This is a genomic window from Halorientalis sp. LT38, from assembly GCF_037031225.1.
GTDB lineage: Archaea > Halobacteriota > Halobacteria > Halobacteriales > Haloarculaceae > Halorientalis > Halorientalis halophila.
Map to the genome: position 1 here is coordinate 1,918,048 of NZ_JAYEZN010000001.1, position 24,062 is coordinate 1,942,109.

The following is a 24,062-nucleotide window of genomic DNA, read 5'->3' on the forward strand; positions in this document are numbered from 1 at the left end:
CAGCGGTTTTTGAGGTGGCGTCCGTTCCACGGGGCATGGACGCCGCCCTCCCCGCCCGGGTCGAGGAGATCGAACCCGGGACGGTCCACCGCCGGCCCCGACGCAGCCGCCACGTCAGGCTGCGGCCGCTCGACTCGGGACCCCTCGTCGTCTACGATCCGCGGACGGTGGTGACTCCCGACGCGGTGGGGACCGACCGCGAGGTGGAACTCTCGGCGGTTGTGCCCTCTGTCGAGTCCTGTCCGGCCGACGAGAGAGGCATCGAGCCCGGCCCCGACGGCGAGACGGTGACGCTCACGGGCGTCGCCGTCGGGTTCGAGACGGACGGGACCGAAGGACTGCTCGACGTCGGCGCGGGGACGATCCGGTTCGACACGGCTGCCGTCGACCGCCGACTCGCGGTCGGCGACCGCCTGTGTCTGGCGGATCCGGTCGTCCACGTCACCGGGATGTCACCGGCGGGGCAGTCCATGGAGGGGTATCTGGCGCAACTGGACGGCGCGGACCCGGCAGCGCGCCGGGAGGCGGCGATGCACCTCGGCCACCGCGCCAGCGAGCGGGCGGTCGACCGGCTGGTCGCCCGGTTCCGGGACGAGGGCGAAGCCGACGTCCGCCGGGCGGTCGTGACGGCGCTCGGTCGCCTCGCGGTGACGGCCCGCCGGCCGGACGAGCGGCCGGATCCGCGAATTCGGTCGACGCTCGAGGCCGCGACGGGCGACGAGTCCGGGACGGTCAGGGACGCCGCCGACGAGTGGCTCGACCGGGTCGCCGCCTACTGGTTCCCCTGAGCGGTCCGGTAGAGTGCGAACGTGGCGAGCAGGGCGATGACGCTGGCGGCCGTCGCGAGCACGAACGCGACCCGGTAGCCCGTCGTCGAGTACACCTGCGCGCCGCCGATGGTTTCGCCGGTCAGGTAGGCGTCGAGGATCAGCCCCATCAGCGTCGGGAACAGCGCCGCGCCGAGGAAGGCGAGCGTGTTGACCGCGCCGGTCGCGACGCCGCTGGCGCCGCTGACGTGGCTCTCCTTGACGATCGTGTAGCCCAGCGCGTACCCGCCCGCGAGGAAGCCGGTGGCGAAGAAGGCCGCCCCGACGACCGGCAGCGGCGGCTTTCCGGTCACGGCCAGCAGCCCGAACGTGGCGGCGTAGGCCAGCTGGGAGAGCACTAACAGCCCCAGCCGACCTTCGGTCCGGTCGGAGAGCCAGCCGATCAGGGGCGGCCCGACCAGCATGCCGGCGCTCCCCAGCAGGGTGTACGTCGACGCGGTCGTGACCGAGACGCCGTAGGTCTGGACGACGTAGGGCACGCCCCACAGCCCGAAGACGGTGAGGTTGAGGCCGGTCCCGCAGAACATCACCAGCCCGACCAGCCAGGTCTCGCGCTCCCGGAGGACGGCGAGGGTGTTGTCCACGACGGCCGACAGCGACGGATTCTCGGCCTTCGGCACGCCGTCGATCTCCGGCAGGCCGGCCCCGGCCGGCGAATCCCGCACGAACACGAAGGCCAGCCCCGCCAGCGCGAAGCCGCCGATCCCGAGCCCGAAGAGCGTCGTCCGCCAGTCGGTGGCCGCGACCAGGATGGCAAGCGGCGTCGTCGCGAGGATCCCGCCGAAGCCGGCGGCGGCGATGGTCAGCCCGCTCATGCGGGCGAACTCGGTGGGTCGGAACCAGTTGGCACAGAAGCGCAGCGTGGCGATGAAGATGAGGCTCGCGCCCAGGCCGATCAGCGCGCGAGCGATGAAGGCGATGGCGTAGGAGTCCGCGACCCCCAGGGCCAGCGCCCCGACGCTCATGCCCGCCGTCCCGAGGGTCACGACGCGGCGGCTCCCGATCCGGTCGGCGATGACGCCCGCCGGCAGTTGCATCGCCGCGTAGATGTAGAAGAAGGAGGCGTGCAGCGTCCCCAGTTCCGCCCCGGTCGTGTCGAACGCGACCGTCAACTGTTCGGCGAGCACGGCCGTCGAGAGCCGGTGGACGCTGACGAGGGCAAAGGCCGCCGCGAGCGCGGTCCACGCGATCCAGCGCCGCTTCGTCGGATCCGACCAGATACGCACACTCCCCGGTGGAACCGGCAGGCTGTTAAGCGTTCGTAGTCCGGCAGCCACCAGCGTTCGGCCCGGGGCCGTGTAGTTGGAACAATGTTTGCGATTGTCACACAGAGATCAGGTGCGGCAGGCACCGCGGCGACGCGACGGCTGGCTCAGCAGACCGGCTTCGGGTTGACGCCGAGGTCCTCGAGCGTGTCGAAGTAGTCGTCGTAGGCGGCCTGGACGGCCCCGACGGCGGCCTCGTGGGCCAGGTCCGCGTCGTCCTCGGAGTCACAGACCGCGGCCACGGCGTCGGCCGCGTCGTCGACGACCGACTCGACGGCGTCGCGCACGTCACGGAACGTGCTGGCGGTCTGCGGTGCGGCCTGCCCGACGAAGAAGCCGACCGCCTGGGAGACCTTGTTCTCGACGACCAGCGCCCAGCCGACGACGCCGCCGACGCGTTCGGGTTCGGTGTCCAGGCCCTGGAGGAACTCCGTCAGGGGCGCCGGTGCGCCGGCCTCGTGGTCGCCGAGTTCACCGGCCACAGTGCCGTACTGCTCGCCGGCCAGGTCGGCGACGCTGGCGAAGAGGTCGCCGGCGGCCCCGTCGGCCTCGTCGGTCCAGGACTCGAAGGTCGACGCCGCGTGGTGGAAGGTGTCCGCGATGGCCGTCAGGACGGGCCCTTCCTCCATCTCGCCGCCGGTGTCGGCGTACAGCGACTTCGACGAACCGAGGCGGGAGAGTTCGGTCTGCTGTTCCTGGCGGACGCCGTCGAGGAAGTCCTCGGGATTCATGCCCGGCGATTCGGCCGGCGGGCGCTTGTAAGCATCGACACGGGGAGCCGGTACGCCGTCCAGAAGTTTCACTTCGGCGTCGGAAGTAGTCCCAGGGGAGATGGCCGTTCCACCCGTCGAGTCGCTGCCGACGCTCGTCCTCCGGCTGGGGATCGCCTTCGGTGTCGGGGCCCTGATCGGCCTGGAGCGCGAGCACAGCGAGTCGGGCGGCACGTTCGCCGGCAGTCGCACCTTCCCCCTGTTCGCCCTCTACGGGGCGCTCGTCGGCGCGTTCTATCCGGACGCCCTCCCGGTCGCCGTCGCCGCCATCGCCCTGCCCCTGACCGTCGCCTACGGAGCCAGGGTGTGGATCGAGCGGGACATCGGGCTCACCACGCTGACGGCGGCGTTGCTGACGGTCCTGCTGGGCGCGCTGGCCACCCACTCCCAGCAGGGTGCCGTCGTCACCATCATCGTCGGCGGGGTGGTCACCGCCCTGCTCTCGGCGAAAGGGGACCTCCACCGGCTCGCGGACCGCATGGACGACGCCGAGCAGCGCGCCATCGTGAAGTTCGTCCTCGTCGTGTTCGTCGTCCTGCCGGTCCTCCCGAATCGGGAACTGGACGCGCTGTTCGGCCTCAACCCCCGGTTCGTCTGGCTGATGGTCGTGTTCGTCACCGGCCTCAGTTTCGTCGCGTACGTCCTGAGTCGCGTCGTCGGGACCGAACGGGGCATCGCCCTCACCGGCATCCTCGGCGGGTTCGTCTCCTCGACGGCGACGACGGTCTCGATGGCCGAACAGACCCGGCAGTCGCCCGACCTGTACCAGCTGTGTGCCTTCTCGACGGTCGTCGCCGCCGTCGTGATGTTCCCGCGGGCGCTCGTCGAGGTCGCGGTCGTCAACCCCGCGCTCCTGCCGTCCGTGGCCGTCCCGCTGGGCGCGATGACGGCCGTCGGCGCGGTCGTCGCCGCCGTCGTCTACTGGCGGTCGGCCGTCGAGACGACCGTCGACGCTGACATCGAGAACCCGTTCCAGTTGCGGACGGCACTCTTCTTCGGGGCCCTGTTCGGTGCCGTCCTCTTGCTCTCGGACTACGCGAACGCCTGGCTGGGGGCCTCGGGGATCTACGCGGCGGCGTTCGTCTCCGGGCTCGCCGACGTGGACGCGATGACGATCACGCTGAGCAAACTCGCCGCCGAGGGCGCGGTCGAACCCGGGGTCGCCACCACTGGCATCGTCATCGCCGCCACAGCCAACACGCTCGTCAAAGCCGGCCTGGCGTGGGTCATCGGGACGCGACAGCTCGGTGAACTCGTCACCGCCGTCCTCGGCGTCGTCGCCGCTGTCGGCCTCGGCATCGCGCTGCTCCTCTGAACCTGCTCGAAAAATCCGCGTTCGTCGCGGGACGAGACGGCGAAACCGCCTCGGACGACGGTCTGCGCTACCCTCAGTCGCCCTTCTCGATGGGCGCACCGACCAGGTTGCCCCACTCGGTCCAGGACCCGTCGTAGTTGATGGTGTCCTCGTACCCGAGCAGTTCGTGGAGCGCGAACCACGCCACGGAGGAGCGCTCGCCGATGCGGCAGTAGGCGACCGTGGTGCCCCCGCCGTCGATGTCCTCGTCGGCGTAGAGCTCGCGGATCTCGTCGGCGGACTTGAAGGTGCCGTCGTCGTTCGTGACGGCGGCCCACGAGATGTTCTTCGCGCCGGGGATGTGGCCGCCGCGCTGGGCGGTCTCCTGGAGGCCCGGGGGCGCGAGGATCTCGCCGGAGAACTCCTCGGGCGAGCGGACGTCCACGAGCGGCAGGCCGCGCTCGATGGCGTTCTCGACGTCCTCGCGGTAGGCGCGGATGGACTCGCGCGGGCCGGCGGCCTCGTAGTCCTGCGCGGAGAAGTCGGCGGGCTCGTCGGAGAGCGGGTAGTCGTTCTCGACCCAGTAGTCGCGGCCGCCGTCCATCAGGCGCACGTCGTCGTGGCCGTAGTACTTGAACTGCCAGTAGGTGTAGGCCGCAAACCAGTTGGAGTTGTCGCCGTAGAGGACGACCGTCGAGTCCTCGGTGATGCCGGCCTCGCCCATCGTCTGCTCGAAGTCCTCCTTCGAGAGGATGTCGCGGGTCGTCTGGTCCTGGAGGTCCGTCTCCCAGTTGAAGCCGATCGCGCCGGGCGCGTGGCCCTCCTCGTCGTAGAGCTCCGTGTCCACGTCCACTTCGGCCAGCCGATACTCCGGATCGTCGCTCTGGAAGTCGTCCAGATGGTCCTCGACCCAGTCCGCAGAGACGAGAACGTCTTTGGCGTAGTCGCTCATATGCGTCCATCCATACGTCCACGACTCATATAGTCCTGCACGTCACGGCACGTTCCGCCACTCCTCCCCCCTGGCGGCAGTATTTACCCCTTTGGCGGCCACGGACGGTGCGGCCGGATCACACGTCGCGGGACGCGCAGCGCGGCCGACAGCCCACCGCCCGCATCGGCGACCGACCGACCCGTGAGAGTGTCGGTCAGTGTTGCCTCTATCTGAGAGAGAGCGAGAGAGAAGGCTTGAAACGGCCGCTCGCGTATCTGGGAGTATGCACGAGGTAGTGGTTCCGGCGGCGTGGGTGGCCGACCGACGCGACGAGATCGTCCTCGTCGACGTCCGCGACGCCTGGGAGTTCGACGGCATCGGCCACGTCCCCGGCGCAGTGAACGTCCCGTTCGACTCCTTCCGGGCCGGCGACGACGCGGCCGGAAGCGCGGACGCCGACGACGCCGGGAACGGAGCGAGCGGCGAGACCGGGATGCTCCCCGGCGGCGACGTCTTCGCCGCCCTCATGGGCGAGGCGGGCATCTCCCGCGAGGACCGCGTCGTCGCCTACGACGACCACCACGGCGTCTTCGCCGCGCGGTTGCTCCTGACCGCCGAACTGTACGGGCACGACCCCGACAGACTCCACCTGCTGGACGGGGACTTCTCGTCCTGGCAACGCGAACGCGAGACCACGAGCGACGCCACGGCCGTCGAGCCGGCGACCTACGAGACGGAGAGTCCTGGTGAGATCGAGACGCCGCTTGTCGGCGCCGACGCGGTGGCGGCCGCCGCCGACGACCCAGAAGCCGTCGTCGTCGACACCCGCGAGGACTGGGAGTTCGAGGAGGGCCACGTCCCCGGCGCCATCCGGCTGGACTGGCGCGAACTCGTCGACGACGAGAGCCGCGGGCTGAAGCCCCGCGAGGAGATGGAGGTGATCCTCGACGACCGCGGCGTCGTCCCCGAGAAGCGGATCGTCCTCTACTGCAACACGGCCCGGCGGATCAGCCACACCTACACCGTGCTGCGTCACCTGGGCTACCCCAACCTGGCGTTCTACGAGGGGAGTCTCACCGAGTGGGAGGCGGAAGGGCGGCCGCTGGAGACGGGCGAAGCCGACTAAGCGTCGCGGACGCCCGAAGGCTCACTCAGGCTCCGCGGGTTCGACGCCCATCTCCGTCGAGAGGAGCGTGCCGGCCTCGAGCACCAGCGCGATGGCCAGCGGGCCGGCGATGAACCCGATCACACCGACGGTGAGGATGCCGCCGGTGAACCCGACGAAGTAGAGGCTGCCGGGCATCCCTGCGGTGAAGGAGGCCAGCCGCGGGCGGATCAGCGCGTCGGGGAGGAAGGCGACCAGTACCAGGCCAAAGGAGACGACGAGGATGGCGTCGCCGGGATTGCCCAGGGTGAGGTCGTAGGCCCCGAGCGCGACCACGAGGACGCTCGGGCCGATGATCGGAATGAACTGGAGGAGGCCGGCCAGGACGGCGAGCACGAGCGAGGACTGGTAGCCAAGCACCGCGAAGACGGCGTAGGCGATGAGGAAGGTTCCGAAGGCCGTCGCCGCCTGCAGGACGTAGATCGCGTAGAGCGTGTCGCGCACCCGGCGGTGGAAGGCCTCGAGGAAGTCGTGGTAGACCGACGGCACGAGTTCGAAGGTCGTCGCCCTGATCTCGTGGGGGCGCCACAGCAGGGCGTAGACGAGCAGGGCGAACAGCGTCGCCTTGAGGGCCAGCACCGGCGCGATCGACGCGATATCGACCGCCACGTCGCCCAGCACCGCCAGCGCCTCCGTGCGGACGACGCTGACGTCCACGACCATATCGAACCCGCCGACCGACACCGGGATCTCCGGGGGCAACTCCCGGACGAAGTCCACGAACGCCTCACGCCGGGCGTACAGCGCGCCGACGAGGGGCACAGCCGCGACGACGACGGCGAGGAACCCGACGAGGGTCGCGGCCCCCGCGGACACCCGCCGCCCGCGCCCCCGCTTGCGGACCTGCTGTCGGACGGGGTAGAGCACGTAGGCCACCGTCACCGCGAAGAACACCGTCGCCAGCACCTCGGCGAGGACGAACGTCGTCAGCGCGGCGGCGACGACGAACGCCCCCAGCAACACCCGACGTCGACGCCGATCTACCGCCATGTCACCCCGTTTACCCCCGGCCGACAAAACGTTTGGTCATGGCACAGGTCGGCCGACAGAAGCGTGAGTGTGTGCAGCGATACCACACCGCAATAGTAACGATCTCCAGATGAAACGGAGGGGTTGGCGAGAGCGTCACCCAACGACGCCGACGGTCAGGAGGGTCCCGCAGGTCCGGTATCGCTCGATCATCGCCTCGCGGGACTCCCAGTCTTCGGTTGGAAAGTCTTCGGCCGGCGGGATCTCGACTTCGCGGTCGGGGATGCGGTCCTGGGAGGCGACGTGGAAACCGGCCTCGCGGAAGGCCTCGCGATACTGGCGTTCGGACCAGCGGGTCATCTCCACGCCGACCATCTCGGGCCAGTGGTGCGAGTGAACGTTCTCCTCGTAGAAGTTGACGGCGCAGTAGAACGTGCCGCCCGGCCGGAGGACGCGGCGGAGTTCCCGCAGTGCGGCGTCGGGGTCGCTCGCGTAGTAAAAGGCCTCCATCGAGAAGCAGTGGTCGATCGCGTCGTCGTCGAACGGGAGGTGCTCGAAGTCGCCGACGAGGTACGTGATGGCCGGGTCGTCGGTGTAGGAGCGGGCGTTGCGCGCCATCTCGGGGGCGGCGTCGAGCCCGTAGACCCGGCCGGCGTCGGCGGTGTCGCGGAGCGCGCGGCCGGCGTAGCCGCTGCCACAGCCCAGGTCGAGGACCGTATCGCCGGACCTGACTGGCACCCGCGCCAGCGCGTGCTTCGCGGTGTGCCAGTGGCGCTCCTCCATCCCCTTGTCGCGGCCCTCGCTGGCCCACTCGTCGAACTCCTCGCGGACGCTCATCGACGGATCCAGTGGCGGGGGCGCCATAACGGTTCGGTCCGCCCGCGCCGGGGGACGGGGTTACCGGCCGACCCCGATCCGAGCCGGGACGGTTTTAGGGGCGGGTCCCCCTCTCGCGGGTATGGGACGCCGCCGTCGCTACAGGGTCGCCGACACCGCCCAGCAGATCGTCGGGGGGTTCCTGCTGGCGGGCCCGTTCGTCGTCACCGAGGAGGTCTGGGTGCTGGCGGCGCAGATGAGCGCCCTCCACACGGTCGCGGTCGTCGCCATCGTCTTCGGGATCGGTTACGGGGCGCTGTACAAGGCCGACGAGGGTCGCGACCCCGAGCGCGAGGCCGAGGTCGCCGGGATTCCGATTCGATTCGTCTCCCTGATGGTCGTCTCCTACGGTTCGGTCGCGGTGCTCGCGCTGGCCCTGACGGCCCCGGAGACGTTCCTCGTCGAGAGCGGGATCCTGTCCGACCCGACGCCGGCCGCCATGGCGTGGACGACGGTCAAGGCCGTCGCCGTCGGCGCCATCTTCAGCGTCGTCGGTGCGGCCACCGCCGACAGCGTGTTCTGACCCACAAATTTAACGCCGGCCCTCTGCGTTTGGCCGGCATGGACTACGAACTCGCCATCGAGAACACGCCGGACGCGATCCCAGGGGGGACCGGGGTACTACTTCTGCACCCGAGTACCGGCGAGACGGACCGCATCGACACCGACTTCCTCACGACCGACACCGACCACATGCTGATCATCTCGACCCGCACCACCGCCCGCGAGGTCGAGCAGAAACTGGAGTACTACGACGTCGACGAAACCAACGCCACAATCCTCGACACCCTCTCCATCGAGCGCGGCTACACCCGCCGACCGACCGACAACGTCCGGTACGTCTCCTCGCCCGACGACCTCTCGGGCATCGTCGAGGCGGCCCGCGAGTTCCTCGACACCCACGACGGGAAGCTCCGCGTCACCGTCGACTCGATCACCGAGATGGCCTACTACGCCGACGAGGAGCGCGCCCGCGGCGCGGTCGCCGACCTGCTCGCACTGCTTTCCGAACACGACGCCGTCGGCCTCTTTCACCTCTCGCCGGAGGTCCACGAGGACGCGGTCGTCGACGACTTCCGCGAGCTGTTCGACGGCGTCGTCGAACTGTCGGCCGACGGCACCGTCGAAAGCGTTTTCTGACGGTCACGACAGTTTCTCGAAGGTCTTCCTGGCCCACTCGACGGCGTACTCCGGACCGGTCCGGGCGTACGCCGCCGTGTCCAGCGCGGCGAACGGCGACGGAATCTCCAGCCGGTCGTCCGCCGCGTGTTTCACGGCGCTGCAGGCCAGTTCCGCGGCGGTCGCGAACTCGGTCTGGCCCCGCGCGACCTCCGTCGAGAGGTCGCCGAGCCTGGGTTCGAGCCGCTCGCCGGCGTCGACCCACGCGTCGAACAGGTCGGGATGGTCGGTCTCCCAGTCGGCGAAGACCTCGCGGGTGTGCAGCCCGCAGTACGCGGTGTAGAGCGCCGCTGCGAGCTGGTAGACGCCCGCCGGTTCGAGGGGGACGGCCGCGTCGAGGTCGGCGTACCGCGCTCCGAAGAACGCGAGGAAGGACTCGGGGAGGTCGAGGCCGACTTCGACGAGCGCCTCTGCGATCAGGAAGCGGACGAAGGGGTCCGGCGAGGTGCGGAGCCGCGGTTTCACGAACACGACTGGTGGGTCGGTCTGGCGGGTCCAGGCGACGCCGCCGTCGCCGGGGAGGCCGATCGTGAACTCGCTCCCGGCGTACTCGCGGAGCTGGTCGGGTGCGTCCGCCGGGAGCCACTCCGGCGGGTAACTGACGGGATCCAGACTCTCGACCAGCAGGCCGAGTTCCTCGGCGACAGCGGGGTCGAGCGTCTCGAAGTCCCGCTCGGTGTGCAGGACGAGCGCGTCGGGGGCGGACTCGTCGCGGACGGCGGCGAGGGCCCCGTCGAGGTCGCGCGACTCGAACATCAGGCGAGCGCGGCGCTCGCGATCTGTGCGACGGCGAGGAGTGCGGTGACACCGATCGTCAGCAGGACGATCTTGGTTGCCTTGCTCATACCCACGGCTTCCGCCAGCACGGATTTAAAACCCGCTATTCCGCCTCGGCGCTCCCGCCCACGTCGGCCCCGCGGGCGACCCCCTGCCACTTCCCCGTCCAGAAGCGGGCGGTGTTGACCGCCGCCTTGAGGTAGAAGTCGCCGATCAGCGCCGCGAAGACGGCGGGGAGGCCCCAGCCCAGTCCCGGCGCGACCGAGACCCCGGCGATAGTGACCCCGTAGCCGACCGGCAGCGCCAGCGCCGCGACCGGGAGCCTGAAGAGGTACGCGCCGGCGAACGTGCCGTAGAGCGGCCAGCGGGTGTCGCCCGCGCCGCGCAGGCTGCCGCGCATCGTCCGCGAGATCGAGAAGCCGGCGACGATTACGCCGAACACGCGGATGAACCGCACCGCGAGATCGGGGTACTGCGTCCCGAAGGCCAGCGCCACGGGGCGGGCCGCCACCACGAGGACCGCGCCGAACAGCAACTGGGTGAGCAGGGCGATCCGCATCGTCTGCCAGCCGTACTCGGTGGCTTCGTCGTGCTCGCCAGCGCCGACGGCCTGCCCGACGAGCGTGCTCGCGGCCGTCGCGTACCCCCAGGCCGGCATCAGCGCCAGCAGCATCACCCGGCGGCCGATGGCGTAGGCGGCCACGACGGGCGTCCCGAGCACGCCCAGCACGAACAGGAACGGGAACCGGCCGAACGTCTGGAGCAGGCGCATCCCCGCAAGCGGGAGGCCGACGCGGACGATCTCCCGACAGAGCGAGAGGTCGACCTGCGGTCCCGCGAGCGGCAGGCGGACGACGTACCGCCCCGACACCAGGAGCCCCAGGAAGACCGTCGCCGCGAGCGTATTGGCGATCGCGGTCCCCCAGGCGGCCCCGGCCACCCCCAGTTCGGGGAACGGTCCCCAGCCGAAGATGAGAACGGCGTTGAGGACGACGTTCGTCGGCAGCGTCAGCAGGCGGACGTACATGGGCGTCCGCGTGTCGGCGCTCCCCGCCAGCGCCCGCGCGGCGATCATGCTCCAGAACCGGAAGGAAAGCGAGAGCATGACGATCTGCAGGTAGATCGCCCCCAGTTCGATCGTCCGCGGGTCGTCGGTCAGCACGTCGAGCATCGGTCCGGCGTAGACCCAGGTGATCACGGTCAGCGGGAGCGAGACGAGCAGCGAGAGCCACAGCGACTGCTTGACCGCCAGGTCCGCCCGGTCGGGCTGGTCGGCCCCCTGGAGCCGCGAGACGACGCTGATGGTCCCCGAAGACAGCGCCAGCGAGAGCCCAAAGCCCAGGAAGTAGTACTGAAAGCCCAGTTCGAGGGCGGCGATGGCCGCGTCCCCGACGGCGATGCCGACCATCAGGAAGTCCGCGACCCGCAACAGGACCCGGAGGCCACCCGTGACCATGACCGGAAGGGCCAGGTCGAACGCTTCGGTCCCCTTCCGCCGGTCGACCAGCCCCAGCCGGGCCAGCAGTGCGGGGAACCCCAGCAACGCGTCGCGCACGGCGGCACGAATACCCATCTACCGCGACGTCGACCGGGAGTCCCGTGGACCTTTCGCCGCGCTCGTCGGGTGTCGGGGATTTAGTTAGAGAGTTGCTACCGCGACTCATACGTTCAGGTAGTGACTTATTACTCCGCGATTATTTTCAGGCGTTTCGATTCATTAGCTCAAACAGTACCAATCCTGATATAGAGGTAGTCACAAGGAATGGGGTATGTTCCCGGGGCCGGAACTGTACGCGGCGGTTCTGTTTCTCACAGTGCTGCCTGCGGCGTATCTGATTCGCGCGGTGTGGAGCAGGCTCGACCGGCCGAGCGGTCGCTGGCTCGTCGTGACGCTCGTTGGCATGAGCGGCTGGTCTGTCTCCTGGGCGCTGATGTTGCTGTTCGAAGGGTATCGGTTGTCGCTGTGGAGTTTCAACGTCGTGGTGCTGTTCGCGAGCGTGACGACTATCGGCTGGTTGTTCGTGACGATCGAGTACACCTGGCAGAAGCAGGTCGAACACCGCATCGTGGCACCGTTCCTGATCGTTCCCGCGGTGGTGCAGGTGCTCATCTGGACGAACCCGTTCCACGAACTGGTCTGGCGCCCTGGCACGTTCGTCGACGCCCAGGGGGTGCTCCATCCGGTCCACGGCCTCGGGTTCTATCTCCACATCGGCTACTCGTATCTGCTCGTCGTGGCGGGACTGGTGCTGTTGACCGTCGCCTTCGTCGAGCGAGAGGGACTGTATCGAAAGCAGGCGTTCCTGTTGCTGCTCGGTGGCTTCATTCCGACCGTGTTTCCGATCGCGTTCGTCTTCGGGATGATCCCGACGGACTACCTGAACCCGACACCGTTGGGTTTCCTGCTCGGGACGTCTATTTGGGGGTGGGCACTCTTCCGCTACCAGTTGCTCAAAACGGTCCCGGTCGCACGCCGGATGGTGCTCGCCGAGATGAGCGAGGGCGTCCTGATCGTGGACGACGGGAACGTCGTCACGGACGCGAACGATGCGCTCCACGAGATGTTCGACCTCGAATCCGATCCCACGGGCAAGCCGCTCGAGTCGGTCCTCGAACCGTACGAGGGACTTCGCTCGCTGATCCAGTCCGGGACGTTCTCCGATGAACGCATCACGGTCGAGCTCAACGGGGAACCGCGCCACCTCACCGTGAGTAAAAGCTCCGTCACCCACGACGGCGGGACCGGTGGCTGGGTCCTCGTCTTCAACGATCGAACGGCGCTGTTCCGGTACGAAGAGGACCTCGAACTACTGAAGGGCGTCCTCGCACGTGTCCTCCGGCACGACATCCGGAACAAACTGAACGTCATCCGCGCCCACGGTGAACTGCTCGCCCAGCAGACAGACGGGCAGCACGCGAAGCAGGCTCGCACTGTCGTCCAGACCTCTGACGCCGTCATCGAAACAGCAGAGAAGGCAAAGGCCATCGAGTCGCTGGTCGAGGCGGACCGGCCGCTCTACGACACCGATCTCGTCCACGTGGCCGGACGGACCGTCGACTGGGCCACGGAGCAGTACCCGGACGTCGATATCGAGTTCGACGCCCCGGATCAGGCGTGGGTGCGTGCGGACGAACGGCTCGCGCTCGGGATCCGGAGCCTGGTCGAAAACGGGATCGAACACAACGATAGCGACGCTCCGATGGTGCGAGTCGCCATCGAGCGGACCGACGACACCGTCACGCTGACTGTCGACGACAACGGCTCAGGAATCGACCGCTACGAGCAGCGCGTGTTCGAGGGCGAAGCGGTCGATCAACTCAACCACAGTACGGGCCTCGGCCTCTGGCTGGTGAACTGGGTGGTTCGCAACTCGAACGGGGCCACCACCGTCACCCAGACGGAGACCGGGACCCGATTCGTGGTGACGTTGGAGCGTCGCTTCCCCTCTGAGTCGCGCGCAGTCGACGCGTGCGAATCGGAACCTGGCTCGCGTTAACTTACTCGAACCCCCACCCAAAGAAGACGCTCGAACAGGTACAGGCCGTGTCGAACCCGCACTCGGGACACTGCCACTTCGATGGCGACGTCTCCTCGAACTCCGTCAGCACCTCCGCGCCGTAGTCGTCCGCGAGTTTCAGGTTCCCGTCGTTCTCCCGTTTCCACATCATCGATACCACCGGCGGATGTTCGGCCAGATACGCCATCGCGTGGGTCGCGAGCGCCGCGCCGATACCCTGCCCCTGGTGCTCCGGATGGACTGCGATGAGTTTGTACATCCCCAGCGGGAAGTGTTCCTCCCGAATCGGCGTCCGAGCGAGGAGTTCGTCAAGGGACACCGGAAGGGCGTCCGCGAACGACGCCCGGTCGAACAGCCCAGTGACGGAGAACCCGAGCACGGTGTACTCCCTGTTGAGGTGCGTCGGGTCGGTGAGTTCGCGGACCCCCTCACCCTCGACGTAGACGTAGAGGTGCCTGTCGTCGGGTTCGACGTACCGCGTGGCGAGTTCCGCGACGGTGGGTGCGTAGTCGGGACTCAACTCGGTCTCGCTGATCCCGACGATCTGTGCCCCAGCCGTCCGCCCCGATTCGTACTGTTCGAGCCGTTCCGCGAGTCGCCGGAGCGATTCGGGCCTGGTCGCCGCGCGGGTCACGACCCCCGTCACGTCGTCCTGGATATGGTACGAGTTGGCCTCGTGCGTCAGCCGGACCGTCGTCGTCTCGGTGCGCCACTGGATGTCGCCGTCCTTCCCGGGCAGTCGCGTCACGTCTCCGTCGGCCTCGAGTTCCGAGAGCACCGCGTCGATGGTCTCGGACGTCGCGGCGAGCATCGCGCTGATCTCCTCCGTCGAGACCGGCCCGCTCGCCCGCGCCAGCATCCCCTGCACCGCTTCGCGCAGTCTGTCCGCCGATCCCACATCGCCCACGTGCCGATGTCTAGATGACATCGGTCCGCAATTAGACGCGGATAATTAAAACTGTATGTGGTGTGGAAACATTCATCGGGCACTCCCCCTGAACCCCTCCCAGCGGTCGCGATGGCCGATGCCGGCGACCGGTCAGGGGATCAACTGCTCGCCGTCGTCGTCGTAGACGGCGATGGCTTCGACCGGGCAGGAACGGGCGGCGAACTTCGCGTCCAGTTCCTCGTCGGCGGGTATCTCGCGGACGAACAGGTCCGGGTCGGTCTCCTCGCTGTCGGCCAGGACGGCCTTGCCGGCGTCGGTGTCCTTCTCGAAGGCGTCCCACTCGGCGACGCACTGGAACATCCCGATACAGGTGTCGCGGTCGAACTCGATTCGCATGTGCGAGGGTTCGAGCGACGACCGCTTGAGTGTGGCGACGGCGGGCTAGACGAGTTCGGAGAAGTCCGCGGGGGCGGTGTCGGCCTCGGCGATCGAGTCCACGTCGATGCCGTGGATCAGGTCGACCAGCGGCTTCAGTTCGGGGAAGGTGTAGCAGGTCAGCGAGAAGTCCACGTCGGCGGCGGTGATCTTCGAGTCGACGACGAACACGAGGTCCGTGTCCGGCCACTCCGTGATCTCGGCCAGCATCGCGTCGCTGTCACCGAAGGCGAAGTGGGGCGGGGAGTGGGCGATGGTCGTCCCGAGGACGTTCGCCCAGCCGTCGATGAACGCGGAGGTCAGGATGTTCCCCACCTCCTGGATGGCCGACCGCTGCATGTCCGTGAAGCCACCGGCGTCGCCGGCCTCGGGCCCCTGGCCGAGCATGGCGTTTGCCAGTCGCCTGGCCTCGGTCTGGGAGACCAGAAAGAGGAGGTACCCGTACGGGATGTCCTCGAGTTCGGTGTAGATTCCCACGTAGGAATCTGAGCTAGAGGCCGTGCTGAGGTGGGTGCCGACGTCGTCGAAGTCGAGGAAGTTCAGCTTCGAGACGGCGGCGCTGGTCTCCAGCCCGCTCATCTGGTGGAGGTCGTCGGCGACGGTCGCGGCCCCCTCCTTGGCCAGCCCGTTGAACAGGTGGAGCTTCCGCACGTCGACCTGCAGGGAGTCCATGACGAAGCCTACGGCTGGACCGGCATGAAACCACGGTGCAACTAAGTCGTCGATATCGCGCAACTGTCCCGTCGCGTCGGGCGAGCACCGCCGTCCCGTGGACGCCGACTCCGCCGAAGGAGGTTAGTGGCGTTCGACCGACCCAAGGGTATGCCGACGGTCACCGACACGTACATCGAGAACCGCCAGCGGGTCCAGCCCAACCACACCAACAACTACGCGGCCGCACACGGCGGGAACGTCGTGAAGTGGATGGACGAGGTCGGCGCGCTGTCGGCGATGCGGCTGGCCGGCGAGACCTGCGTCACGGCCCGCATCGAGGGGCTCGACTTCGAGCGCCCCATCCCGCAGGGCGACACCTGCGTCATCGAGTCCTACGCCTACGCGACCGGGCGGACGAGCGTCCGCGTGCGCCTCCGTGCGTTCCGCGAGGCCCCGCGCACCGGCGAGCGCGAGCAGACGACGGACGCTCGGTTCGTCTTCGTCGCCGTCGACGCGGCCACCGATCCGACACCGGTTCCCGAGATCGAGGTGGGGTCGGAGCGCTGTCGAGAGCTTCGGGACGCGGCGGTCGCGTCCGACCCCGAACTGTGAGGGGGCGTCAACGAGCGGGACGGCGGGACGGGACCACCGCGGCGGGACGACAGTTTAAACCCCGGGACGCGCAAAGGGTGGCGTAATGGACGTCGCGGCGATTCCGGGCGTTCCCGACTGGCTGCCCGGACACCTACAGGACGACGGCATCGAGGCGCTCTATCCGCCCCAGGCCGAGGCCGTCGAGGCCGGCGTCACAGAGGGCGCGAACCTCGTCGCCAGCGTGCCGACCGCCAGCGGGAAGACCCTCGTCGCGGAGCTGGCGATGCTGTCGGCCCTCGCCGAGGAGGACAGCGGGAAGGCACTCTACATCGTTCCCCTGCGCGCGCTGGCCTCCGAGAAGAGCGAGGAGTTCGAGCAGTTCGAGCAGTACGGCGTCGACGTGGGCGTATCGACTGGCAACTACGACTCAGACGGCGGCTGGCTCGCCGACAAGGACGTCATCGTCGCCACGAGCGAGAAGGTCGACTCGCTCGTGCGCAACGACGCCGCCTGGATCGAGGACCTCTCCTGCGTGGTCGCCGACGAGGTCCACCTCGTCGACGACGGGCAGCGCGGCCCCACGCTGGAGGTCACCTTGGCGAAACTCCGCCAGCTGAACGCCGACCTCCAGACCGTCGCGCTCTCCGCGACGATCGGCAACGCCGACGAACTGGCCGACTGGCTCGACGCCGAACTGGTCGACTCGGACTGGCGCCCCATCGAGCTCCAGAAGGGGGTCCACTACGGGCAGGCGCTCCATCTGGAGGACGGGAGCCAGCAGCGCCTGGAAGTCAGGAACGGCGAGAGCGAGACCGCGGCCATCGTCCGGGACACCCTCGCGGACGACGGGTCGACGCTCGTGTTCGTCAACTCCCGCCGGAACGCCGAGGCGGCTGCCCGCCGGCTCGCCTCGACGACGAGCGACTTCCTCGATCAGGAGGAGCGCGAGCGACTCGCCGAGATCGCCGCCGAGATCCGGGACGTGAGCGACACGGAGACGAGCGACGACCTGGCCGACGCGGTCGCGAAGGGGGCGGCCTTCCACCACGCCGGCTGTTCGAACGACCACCGGGCGCTGGTGGAGGAGGCCTTCCGCGACCGCCTGCTGAAGGTCGTCTGCGCGACGCCGACCCTGGCGGCCGGCGTCAACACCCCCTCGCGCCGGGTGGTGGTCCGGGACTGGCGGCGCTACGACGGCTCCGCGGGCGGGATGGCGCCCCTGTCCGTGCTGGAGGTCCACCAGATGATGGGGCGAGCCGGCAGACCGGGGCTCGACCCCTACGGCGAGGCGGTCCTGCTCGCCAACAGCCACGACGAACTCGACGAACTGTTCGAGCGGTACGTCTGGGCCGATCCCGAGCCGGTGCGGTCGAAACTCGCCGCCCAGCCCGCCCTCCGGACCCACCTGCTGGCGACGGTCGCCTCCGGGTTCGCCAGTTCCCGGGACGGACTGCTCGCCTTCCTCGAACGGACGCTGCACGCCAGCCAGAACGCCGACCGGAGCGAGCTGGAGCGAGTGACCGACGCGATGCTCGACTACCTGGAGGTCAACGGCTTCCTCGAACGCGACGGCGACCAGTTGCAGGCCACGGGGCTGGGCCACACCGTCTCGCGGCTCTACCTGGACCCGATGAGCGCCGCCGAGATCGTGGACGGCCTGCGCGACTGGGAGCGCTCCGGCGGGCGCAGTTCGAGCCGGAGCGGCCGGAGCGGCGAAGACGGCGAGGAACCCGAGGAGCCCGCCGGCTTCACGCCCGCGAGCGAACTCGTCGACGACGGGGACGACGACGCGGAGGCCGACGAACCCCCCTCCGCGCTGGGACTCTACCACCTCGTCGCGCGGACGCCGGACATGTACGAACTCTACCTCCGGAGCGGCGACGAGGAGGAGTACTCGCAGATCGCCTACGAGCGCGAGACGGAGTTCCTCGGGCCGATGCCCAGCGAGTTCGAGGACAACCGCTTCGAGGACTGGCTGTCGGCGCTGAAGACCGCCCGCCTGCTCGAGGACTGGGCCAGCGAGGTCGAGGAGAGCCAGATCACCGAGCGCTACGACGTGGGGCCGGGCGACGTCCGCGGGAAGGTCGAGACCACCCAGTGGCTGCTCGGGGCCGCCGAGTCGCTGGCGGCCGAACTCGACATGGACTGCGTGCCGGCCATCCGCGAGGCCCGGACGCGGGTCGAACACGGCGTGAAGACCGAACTCGTCGATCTGGCCGGCGTACGCGGCGTCGGCCGCAAGCGCGCCCGGCGGCTCTACGACGCCGGGATCCGGACCCGGGCGGACCTCCGGGAGGCCGACAAGGCGGTCGTACTGGGGGCGCTCCGCGGTCGCGAGAAGACCGCCGAGAACGTCCTCGAGAACGCCGGCCGGGAAGACCCGTCGATGGACGGCGTCGAACCGGCCGAGGTAGAGGGGGTCGAGGTCGATCCCGGGGGATCGAGTGGAAGCGGCAGCGACCGTGGGACGGGCGCCGAGGCGGCCGATGACTCGGAGGACCAATCGAGCCTCGGTGATTTCTGATGGAGGTCGTCGAAGGAACGGCGACGGTCGGGGACGTCGACGCGTTCGTCGCCGAACTCGTCGAGGTCGGGGCCGACTCCGAGTGTGCGGTGCAGGCGTTCGACGCCCGGTACGTCGTCGACCGCGAACACCTCGAACGGGCGGTCGCCTGTGCCGACCGGGCCCGCGAGCGCGGCGAGGCCATCGCGGACGACCACGCCGTCGAGATCCTGCTGTACGCGGCCGGTCGCCGGCAGATCTCGCGCGCCCTCGAGATGGGCGTCGACGCCGGGGAGTCCCCCGTGGTCGTGGTCGTTCACGGCGGGGACGGCGGTGACGAGGGCGCTGCCGCCTCGGCGGTCGCCCGACTGCTGGACCCGGCCGAGACGCTGGGGGCGTTCGACGAGGAGCGGGTCCGCGAGTTCTTCGACGTGTCCGACCGCGAACTCGGGGCCACCGACGCGGGGCTGGCCGCACTGGTGCGCGAGCGGGTGGCGATGCTCGCCGTCGAGAAGTGAGCGGCGGGGTCCGGTCACCGCGGTACGCGGACCGGTTGCGGTAGACCGAAGACACATGGTAGGCGGTTGCGACTGTCCAGTGAATGGCAGGCAGCAGTGACGCGGCCCCGGTTGTCGGGGACGCCCAACGTGCGGTCGAGGTGACGGCCGAGGACGGGTCGGGGCGGTCGACGACGACGACCGTACGCTACAGCGACACGGGCGAGGGACGGCCGCTCCTGTTGTTACACGGCGTCGGGCTCGACGCGAGACACATCTCCTGGAAACACGCGATCCCCCGGCTGGCGGCGGACCACCGGGTTATCGCGCCCGATCTGCCCGGCCACGGCGAGAGCGACAAGCCGCGGATCCGGTACACGACGGACTACTTCGTCGACGTGCTGTCGGCGTTCGTCGAGGAACTCGGGCTGACGCGACCGAGCGTCGCCGGCATCTCCATGGGCGGGGCCATCGCGCTCGGCTACGCGCTCAGTGCCGACGTGGCGCGACTGGCGCTGATCGACAGCTACGGGCTGGGCGAAGACGCCAGCTGGCGGCCGATGGCCTCGCTCGCGCTGCGCATCCCGGTCGCCGACCAGTTCGTCTGGAACGCGATGGGGGTCAACGAGGGGACCGTCCGGGACGCGCTCCGCGGGTACATGACCCAGGCCTCCGAAGCGTTCGTCTCGGAGGTCCACACGGTGCTCCAGGACGACGACTGCGGCCGGACGCTGCGCAGTTGGCAGCGCAGCGAGTTCGGCGTCTACGGGTTCCGGACCTGTTACCTGGACGCCCTCGAGGCGTTCGGGACGCCCACGCTGTTGATCCACGGGGCCGACGACACGCTGTTGCCGTCCTCGTGGTCCGAGCGAGCCCACGAGCGGCTGCCGGACAGCCGGCTGCACGTCTTCGAGGACTGCGGCCACTGGCCGCCGCGGGAGCGGCCGGCGACGTTCAACCGCGTGCTGGGGGAGTTCCTGGCGACCTAGCCTGGGCTGGATGGCTCAGTCGCGGCGGAGAAAACGGAAGAGAGATGTCGACCGCCGGCGCGGTCGGAGCGCGTGCTGGATTAGGCCGGTTGCTCGTCGACGAGGATGACGGCTTCACCGTCGATGACGACCTCGTCGCCCTGTTTGACCTGTGTCGTCAGTCGGAACTGGTCGTTCCCCAGATCCTCGACGATCTCGATCTCGGCGGTGAGCCGGTCGCCGATGCGGACCGGGTTGTGAAACTCGAGATCTTGCGAGAGGTAGACGACCAGTCCGGGGACGCGTGCGAGCGCGGCGCTGATGAGGCCGCCCACGAGCGTGCCGTGGGCGATCCGGCCGCGAAAGCGCGTCTCCGAGGCGTACTCGTCGTCGAGGTGCAGCGGGTTCGTGTCGCCGCTGGCGGCCGCGAAGTTGCGCACGTCCTCGGCGGAGATGGTCTTGGTGAACTCGATGCGGTCACCGACGCCGAGTTCGGTCCGTTCGTCCGCCGTCCGCTCGATGCTCCACTCGGGGAGGTCTTCGTCGGGCTCGATCCGCTCTCGCGGCGGCGACGTCGGGGCCTCCTCGTCGTCGGAGTTGACGCCGAAGGCCGCGAACGCCGCTCTGTTGGCTTCCAGGACGCTGTTGAAAACGTGAGACGACGTCTCCGTCCACGTGTCCAGCAACGCGCTCCGATGCGGGTTGGAGCTCATTGGCACCAGTTGTTGGCAGTGGCTCTATTAAAGCGTGGTGGTTCAGACGATTCGCCGGCGACAGAGCGGCGTCTCGGGGCCGTTACCGGAGAATCACGCGCACGCGTCGGGGTCGGTGGGGACGGGGATCCGTCGCCCGAGAGGTCAGTCGCTACCATTTGCTACCATTGGAGGGTAAACGATGGTCAGAACCATAACCCTTATGGTGTGCAGTGGCTTAGAGAGGGATGAAGGGATGACCGAACACGGCGAAAGTCAGGACGGGTCAATGTGGCCCCCCGCGATGATGAAGGGATTTCAGCAGGCCAGCGAGCAGGCCATGGAGCAGCAACAGGAGTTCATCCAACAGCTGCTCGGTGCCAGCACGTCGGGCGTTGGCGTCCCCCAGTTGGGCGCGATGAGTCAGATGGCGACGTTCAAGACCCGCGTCCAGAGCGGCGGACGCATCAGCATTCCCGACGCCGAGCGAGAGGCGCTCGACATCGAGGAGGGCGACATCGTCCAGACAGTCGTCGTGCCGGTCAAGCGCAAGCGTTCCCAGGAGTGAACCCACTATGACAGAATACACCACCCCCATCACGACCACGTTCGAGATGCAGCGTCAGGCGATCAAGCAGGGCCAGCAGGCCGTCCAGCAGGGCGTCGAGTTCCAGCAGACCGTCGGCGAAGCGTTCGCCGACAGCCTCGACAGCCAGGAGTCGGCACAGCGCCGCACCGTCGAGCTCACCCGCTCGGCCTTCGAGGGCTACCTCGACACCGTCGAGAGCACCGTGCCCGGCGCCGCCGGCTCCGTCCAGGAGATCCGCGACGCCGCCGACGAACAGTTCGAGTTCGTCCTCGACAACCACGCGGAGCTGTTCGCCAACCTCGAGGAGGAGACCCGCGAGGGTCTCGACGCCTACGACGAGCTGACCGCGGACTACCTCGACGCCGTCGACGAGCAGATCGAGATGGTCCTCGAGGCCCACGAGGACCTCGAAGGCCAGTCGATCGAAGCCGCAGAGCAGGTCGAAGACCAGCTCGAGCAGATGCAGGAGCAGGTCGAGCAGGTCAGCGAGCAGGTCCAGGAAGTCCAGGAGCAGGCCCAGGAATCCCTCGAGGCCTGAGGCGGCGAACGACCAACCCGATTTTTTTATTTTGCGGTCTCAAACTAATACCAATGAGCGAGACAACTAACGATCCGATGGACGAGTGGAACGAGATGGTAGAGGAAATGAACGAGGCGGTGGCCGACTCCGTCGAGCAGAACATGAAAGCCCAGGCGGCCTTCATGGAGTCCTGGGCCGAGGCCGTCGAGGGCTCGATGCCCGAGGAAGACGAGTTGGCCGAGGGATTCGAGGGGTACAACCGCGCCTACGAGGTGTGGATGGACGCCTCCGAGAAGATGTTCGAGCGCTCGACCGACGCCGCCCAGGGCGAGGACGTCGAGCCCTCCGAGCTGCGCGACATCTGGCTGCAGTCGGCCAACGAGGCCTTCAAGGAGGTCATGGGCACCTCCGCGTTCGCGGCCGCCAACGGCCAGCTGGTCGAGGCGATGATGGACCTGCAGGACGAGGCCGACGAGGTCACCCAGGACACGATCCAGCAAATGGGCCTGCCCACCCGTGACGACGTGATGGAGATCGGCGAACGGCTCGTCGAACTCGAGCGCCGGCAGCACGCCGTCGAGCAGAAGCTCGACGAGATCCTCGAGGAACTATGATGAACCCGTTCACGGCCGCGCTGGACGCACAGCGACAGGGGTTCGAGGCGATGACCGACGGGCTCGAGAAGGCGCGCGTCGCGCCCGAGCGGGCCGGCCCGCTCGCCCACGTTGAGGTGGGCCAGACCCCGAGCGAGGTCGTCTACACCGAGAACAAGCTCGAGCTGCTCCACTACAAACCGGAGGAGGCCGGCATCGACGTCCCCGAGGAGGAGCGGTGTGACGTTCCGATCCTGATCGTCTACGCGCTGATCAACAAGCCGTACATCCTCGACCTCCAGCCCGAGCGCTCGGTCGTGCGCCGCCTGCTCGAGGCGGGCCACGACGTCTACCTGATCGACTGGAACGAGCCCTCGCGGATGGACCAGTACCTCACGCTCGACGATTACGTCAACCGGTACATGGACAACTGCGTCGACGAGGTGTGCGAGCGCTCCGGGCAGGACGCGATCAACGTCCTCGGCTATTGCATGGGCGGGACGATGAGCGCGATGTACGCCGCGCTCCACCCCGAGAAGGTCAACGCGCTGGCGCTGATGGCGGCCGGGCTCTACTTCGACGACACGGGCGGCATCCTCGAAGAGTGGGGCAGCGACGAGTACTACGACCCCGAGGACGTGACCGAGACGTTCGGGAACGTCCCCGCGGGCATGCTCGACGTCGGCTTCGCCCTGATGGACCCCGTCGACAACTACGTCTCGAAGTACGTCCGCCTCTACGACAACCTCGAGAACGAGGACTTCGTCGAGAACTTCGCCCGGATGGAGCGCTGGCTGGGCGAGGGCATCGACCTGGCGGGCGCGGCCTACGAGCAGTTCCTGGGCGACATCTACCAGGACAACAAGCTCTACGAGGGCGAACTGTCCCTGAACGGGAAACGGGTCGACCCCTCGAAGATCGACATGCCCGTCCTCCAGCTGATGGGCGAGTACGACCACCTCATCCCGGCGGCCGCCTCGAAGCCGTTCAACGACGTGATCGGCTCCGACGACGTCGAGACCATCGAGTACCCGACCGGCCACATCGGCCTGTCGGTGTCTGGCTCGTCCCACGAGGACGTCTGGCCCCGCGCCGCCGAGTGGTTCCACGAGCGAAGCGAGGACGACGAGGGCGACGAGGAAGCTGCCGAGGGCGACGAGGAAGCTGCCGAGATCGACCAGGGAGCCACCGAGATCGAGATCGGTGACGCCGCCGAGGAGGCCGCCGAGGAGGCCGTCGAGGCCGAGAAAGCGGCCACGGAGAGCGAGGCGGAACTGGCCGAAACCGAGCCCGAGGCTTCCGAGGCCGCGGAGGAACCCGAGGCCGAGGCGGAGACCGACCCCGCTGACGACGACCAGGCCACCCTGGACGAGTCCGCCCCGGGCGTCGACGCGGTCAGCGGCATCGGCCCGACCTACACCGAGCGCCTCCGGGACGCCGGCATCGAGACGACCGCCGACCTGGCCGCGGCCGACGCGGCGACCGTCGCCGACGCGGCGGAGGTCTCGGAGTCACGCGCGGCCGACTGGATCGACCAGGCGGCCTGATTCCCAC

25 protein-coding genes are annotated in these 24,062 nt (G+C 68.7%); 14 read left to right on the plus strand and 11 right to left on the minus strand.

Translation table 11 applies throughout. The features are described 5' to 3' along the window. Positions 1-35 precede the first annotated feature (35 nt). On the plus strand, positions 36-788 hold the full coding sequence (locus U5918_RS09750; protein WP_336001159.1) for a HEAT repeat domain-containing protein: 753 nt from the start codon (positions 36-38) through the stop codon (positions 786-788). Here U5918_RS09750 and U5918_RS09755 read toward each other — a convergent pair. Both U5918_RS09755 and U5918_RS09760 read right to left on the minus strand, forming a co-directional pair. Beyond that, positions 773-2,053 carry an MFS transporter gene (locus U5918_RS09755; RefSeq protein ID WP_336001160.1) on the minus strand — a complete coding sequence of 427 codons (1,281 nt, stop codon included), beginning with the start codon at positions 2,051-2,053 and terminating at the stop codon, positions 773-775. The two genes, U5918_RS09750 and U5918_RS09755, sit on opposite strands and share 16 nt — an antisense overlap. Positions 2,054-2,199: 146 nt before the next feature. Next, positions 2,200-2,823, minus strand: coding sequence for a rubrerythrin family protein (locus U5918_RS09760; RefSeq protein WP_336001161.1), 624 nt, complete (start codon positions 2,821-2,823; stop codon positions 2,200-2,202). A 100-nt stretch (positions 2,824-2,923) separates the two neighbouring features. Here U5918_RS09760 and U5918_RS09765 point away from each other — a divergent pair, with 100 nt between their 5' ends. Beyond that, positions 2,924-4,177: an MgtC/SapB family protein gene (locus tag U5918_RS09765; protein WP_336001162.1), complete on the plus strand. Its 1,254-nt coding sequence runs from the start codon at positions 2,924-2,926 to the stop codon at positions 4,175-4,177. A gap of 73 nt (positions 4,178-4,250) precedes the next feature. Here the strand turns inward: U5918_RS09765 and U5918_RS09770 are convergent, their stop codons facing one another. Next, positions 4,251-5,108 (minus strand): sulfurtransferase, encoded by an 858-nt coding sequence (locus U5918_RS09770; RefSeq protein WP_336001163.1) that lies wholly within the window; start codon positions 5,106-5,108, stop codon positions 4,251-4,253. 265 nt (positions 5,109-5,373) lie between these two features. Between U5918_RS09770 and U5918_RS09775 the strand changes: the two genes are divergently transcribed. Continuing rightward, positions 5,374-6,216 (plus strand): sulfurtransferase, encoded by an 843-nt coding sequence (locus tag U5918_RS09775; RefSeq protein WP_336001164.1) that lies wholly within the window; start codon positions 5,374-5,376, stop codon positions 6,214-6,216. 21 nt (positions 6,217-6,237) lie between these two features. Here U5918_RS09775 and U5918_RS09780 read toward each other — a convergent pair whose 3' ends face one another. Both U5918_RS09780 and U5918_RS09785 read right to left on the minus strand, forming a co-directional pair. Further along, positions 6,238-7,245 carry an AI-2E family transporter gene (locus tag U5918_RS09780; RefSeq protein ID WP_336001165.1) on the minus strand — a complete coding sequence of 336 codons (1,008 nt, stop codon included), beginning with the start codon at positions 7,243-7,245 and terminating at the stop codon, positions 6,238-6,240. Between the two features lie 135 nt (positions 7,246-7,380). After that, positions 7,381-8,061 (minus strand): class I SAM-dependent methyltransferase, encoded by a 681-nt coding sequence (locus U5918_RS09785; RefSeq protein ID WP_336001166.1) that lies wholly within the window; start codon positions 8,059-8,061, stop codon positions 7,381-7,383. A gap of 121 nt (positions 8,062-8,182) precedes the next feature. Here U5918_RS09785 and U5918_RS09790 point away from each other — a divergent pair, with 121 nt between their 5' ends. Together U5918_RS09790 and U5918_RS09795 are read left to right on the plus strand one after the other, a co-directional pair. Further along, complete coding sequence (locus U5918_RS09790) at positions 8,183-8,623, plus strand: DUF2391 family protein (protein ID WP_336001167.1); 441 nt, start codon at positions 8,183-8,185, stop codon at positions 8,621-8,623. A gap of 38 nt (positions 8,624-8,661) precedes the next feature. Then, a complete protein-coding gene (locus tag U5918_RS09795) occupies positions 8,662-9,240 on the plus strand; it encodes a DUF7090 family protein (protein WP_336001168.1) in 579 nt (192 codons plus the stop codon). 3 nt (positions 9,241-9,243) lie between these two features. On the opposite strand, the gene U5918_RS09800 is transcribed toward U5918_RS09795, so the two are convergent. Continuing rightward, entirely contained in the window at positions 9,244-10,035 is a 792-nt protein-coding gene (locus tag U5918_RS09800; RefSeq protein WP_336001169.1) for a DUF7089 family protein, read from the minus strand. A gap of 124 nt (positions 10,036-10,159) precedes the next feature. Next, a complete protein-coding gene (locus U5918_RS09805) occupies positions 10,160-11,629 on the minus strand; it encodes an MATE family efflux transporter (protein ID WP_336001170.1) in 1,470 nt (489 codons plus the stop codon). Between the two features lie 196 nt (positions 11,630-11,825). On the opposite strand from U5918_RS09805, the gene U5918_RS09810 reads away from it, so the two are divergent. Continuing rightward, positions 11,826-13,553: a histidine kinase N-terminal 7TM domain-containing protein gene (locus tag U5918_RS09810; RefSeq protein ID WP_336001171.1), complete on the plus strand. Its 1,728-nt coding sequence runs from the start codon at positions 11,826-11,828 to the stop codon at positions 13,551-13,553. 1 nt (position 13,554) lies between these two features. Here the strand turns inward: U5918_RS09810 and U5918_RS09815 are convergent, their stop codons facing one another. The 3 genes from U5918_RS09815 to U5918_RS09825 all read right to left on the minus strand — a co-directional run bounded on the left by U5918_RS09815 (position 13,555) and on the right by U5918_RS09825 (position 15,570). Continuing rightward, positions 13,555-14,502, minus strand: coding sequence for a GNAT family N-acetyltransferase (locus U5918_RS09815; protein WP_336001172.1), 948 nt, complete (start codon positions 14,500-14,502; stop codon positions 13,555-13,557). Between the two features lie 111 nt (positions 14,503-14,613). Beyond that, positions 14,614-14,859, minus strand: coding sequence for a ferredoxin (locus U5918_RS09820; protein ID WP_336001173.1), 246 nt, complete (start codon positions 14,857-14,859; stop codon positions 14,614-14,616). Positions 14,860-14,904: 45 nt separating this feature from the next. Then, positions 14,905-15,570 carry a chemotaxis protein CheC gene (locus U5918_RS09825; protein ID WP_336001174.1) on the minus strand — a complete coding sequence of 222 codons (666 nt, stop codon included), beginning with the start codon at positions 15,568-15,570 and terminating at the stop codon, positions 14,905-14,907. A gap of 150 nt (positions 15,571-15,720) precedes the next feature. Between U5918_RS09825 and U5918_RS09830 the strand changes: the two genes are divergently transcribed. The 4 genes from U5918_RS09830 to U5918_RS09845 all read left to right on the plus strand — a co-directional run bounded on the left by U5918_RS09830 (position 15,721) and on the right by U5918_RS09845 (position 20,135). Further along, positions 15,721-16,164 (plus strand): acyl-CoA thioesterase, encoded by a 444-nt coding sequence (locus U5918_RS09830; protein ID WP_336001175.1) that lies wholly within the window; start codon positions 15,721-15,723, stop codon positions 16,162-16,164. Positions 16,165-16,249: 85 nt separating this feature from the next. Then, positions 16,250-18,670, plus strand: a complete 2,421-nt coding sequence (locus U5918_RS09835) for an ATP-dependent DNA helicase (protein WP_336001176.1) — start codon at positions 16,250-16,252, stop codon at positions 18,668-18,670. Next, the gene (cgi121, locus tag U5918_RS09840) at positions 18,670-19,167 is read left to right on the plus strand and encodes a KEOPS complex subunit Cgi121 (RefSeq protein ID WP_336001177.1); all 498 of its coding nucleotides are present in this window, start codon (positions 18,670-18,672) and stop codon (positions 19,165-19,167) included. The genes U5918_RS09835 and cgi121 overlap by 1 nt, the downstream gene beginning before the upstream one ends. A gap of 83 nt (positions 19,168-19,250) precedes the next feature. Then, positions 19,251-20,135, plus strand: a complete 885-nt coding sequence (locus U5918_RS09845) for an alpha/beta fold hydrolase (protein ID WP_336001178.1) — start codon at positions 19,251-19,253, stop codon at positions 20,133-20,135. A gap of 80 nt (positions 20,136-20,215) precedes the next feature. Here U5918_RS09845 and U5918_RS09850 read toward each other — a convergent pair whose 3' ends face one another. After that, positions 20,216-20,827 carry a MaoC family dehydratase gene (locus tag U5918_RS09850; RefSeq protein ID WP_336001179.1) on the minus strand — a complete coding sequence of 204 codons (612 nt, stop codon included), beginning with the start codon at positions 20,825-20,827 and terminating at the stop codon, positions 20,216-20,218. A gap of 283 nt (positions 20,828-21,110) precedes the next feature. Between U5918_RS09850 and U5918_RS09855 the strand changes: the two genes are divergently transcribed. Genes U5918_RS09855 through U5918_RS09870 form a run of 4 tightly spaced genes read left to right on the plus strand, consistent with a single transcriptional unit; the run spans position 21,111 to position 24,055 of the window. Further along, positions 21,111-21,374: an AbrB/MazE/SpoVT family DNA-binding domain-containing protein gene (locus U5918_RS09855; RefSeq protein ID WP_418771217.1), complete on the plus strand. Its 264-nt coding sequence runs from the start codon at positions 21,111-21,113 to the stop codon at positions 21,372-21,374. Positions 21,375-21,381: 7 nt separating this feature from the next. Next, complete coding sequence (locus U5918_RS09860) at positions 21,382-21,933, plus strand: hypothetical protein (protein WP_336001180.1); 552 nt, start codon at positions 21,382-21,384, stop codon at positions 21,931-21,933. 53 nt (positions 21,934-21,986) lie between these two features. Next, the gene (locus U5918_RS09865) at positions 21,987-22,529 is read left to right on the plus strand and encodes a poly(R)-hydroxyalkanoic acid synthase subunit PhaE (RefSeq protein WP_336001181.1); all 543 of its coding nucleotides are present in this window, start codon (positions 21,987-21,989) and stop codon (positions 22,527-22,529) included. Beyond that, positions 22,526-24,055, plus strand: coding sequence for a PHA/PHB synthase family protein (locus U5918_RS09870; RefSeq protein ID WP_336001182.1), 1,530 nt, complete (start codon positions 22,526-22,528; stop codon positions 24,053-24,055). Before U5918_RS09865 ends, U5918_RS09870 begins: the two co-directional genes overlap by 4 nt. The last annotated feature ends 7 nt before the right edge of the window (positions 24,056-24,062 follow it).